The organism is Caldalkalibacillus thermarum (genome assembly GCF_014644735.1).
GTDB classification, from domain to species: Bacteria; Bacillota; Bacilli; order Caldalkalibacillales; family Caldalkalibacillaceae; genus Caldalkalibacillus; species Caldalkalibacillus thermarum.
Genome location: NZ_BMKZ01000111.1, coordinates 1 through 1,111, shown reverse-complemented (window position 1 = coordinate 1,111; position 1,111 = coordinate 1). Strand labels below are relative to the sequence as shown.

The following is a 1,111-nucleotide window of genomic DNA, read 5'->3' as shown; positions in this document are numbered from 1 at the left end:
GGATGACTTGCCCCTAGGGGCAAATCATCCAAACACCCACCCTCTCCCATTTATGGGAACTCTGATTCTAAAAGTGGCTCACTTTTGAAGTGATCGCTCTGGCTCAATTTATTATTGACAAAAACAGCCCCCCCCCCCCAGGGGAATTTATTGAAACATGGGGGCCAAAGGGGCGGTTTGGCATTGTTCCCCTCAATGGCCACCAAATCTACTGGTATGCTTGTGTCAATGCCCCTTTTGGAAGCAAAGAACTATCCCATTTTACCACGCATGATCTGTATCTGCTCTTTCGCAACTATCATTCCCCAATACCTGAGATCATCCAGTGGACAAAGGACGAAGATCTGATCTGGACTGATATTTTAGATTTAAAGCCCCTTAAACAGTTTGCTTTCAAAAGAGTGCTCCTGATCGGTGATGCTGCCCACGCCACAACGCCTAATCTGGGCCAAGGAGCTGGTCAAGCCATTGAAGATTCAATCGTCCTGAACCAGATCATAAAAAAGCAGCGTGATATTGAAACGGCATTTGTTGCCTTTGAAAAATTACGGAGGCCAAAGAGCAAAAAAATTATCAATATGTCCTGGCGCATAGGGAAAGCGGCACAGATCGAGCATCCCGCGCTCATCAGCATCCGCAATGCCCTGCTGCGTCTGTTGCCAGCTCAGGTCTTAGAAAAGCAGGTAGAATCGGCGATTAAAACGAACCTGTAAATAGGGATTGCTGAAAAAGTTTCATTTTTTAAGTTTTAACTTGCTCAATTTAAGTTTCTTGGTAGACTATTTTTTTCTTGAAGACGTAAGTAAAACCATATAGCAAAAAAAGACAAAAAGAGAGCGTAACCAGTGCCATAAGTTCATTGTAAAATACTGTAAACTAATCGCTGTTTCACTGGTCTCTGGTAAGCGAGTATATATGCGATCAAGTCCATAACAGCGCTTGCCTTCACCAAACTTACCTTCGGCTTTATTCCGTTTGCAAGCATCTGTTGTTCGTCTGTGATATTGTCATATTGTAACGCGTCAGTGAAAATGTCACTATGGGACAGGAGAAGATTACAATGAGCAAAAAAGAACTGATGCGTTACAAGGTCGTTAGTCGGTGGATTGAT

At 43.4% G+C, this 1,111-nt stretch carries 1 protein-coding gene and 1 pseudogene; one reads left to right on the top strand and one right to left on the bottom strand.

Annotated features, from left to right (window positions below):
* The first annotated feature begins 89 nt into the window (after nucleotides 1-89).
* Nucleotides 90-713, top strand: coding sequence for an FAD-dependent monooxygenase (locus IEW48_RS16705; RefSeq protein WP_188624713.1), 624 nt, complete (start codon nucleotides 90-92; stop codon nucleotides 711-713).
* 66 nt (nucleotides 714-779) lie between these two features.
* On the opposite strand, the pseudogene IEW48_RS16700 reads toward IEW48_RS16705, so the two are convergent.
* Nucleotides 780-986: pseudogene (locus tag IEW48_RS16700) on the bottom strand (transposase); the annotation flags it as partial.
* Between the last annotated feature and the right edge of the window lie 125 nt (nucleotides 987-1,111).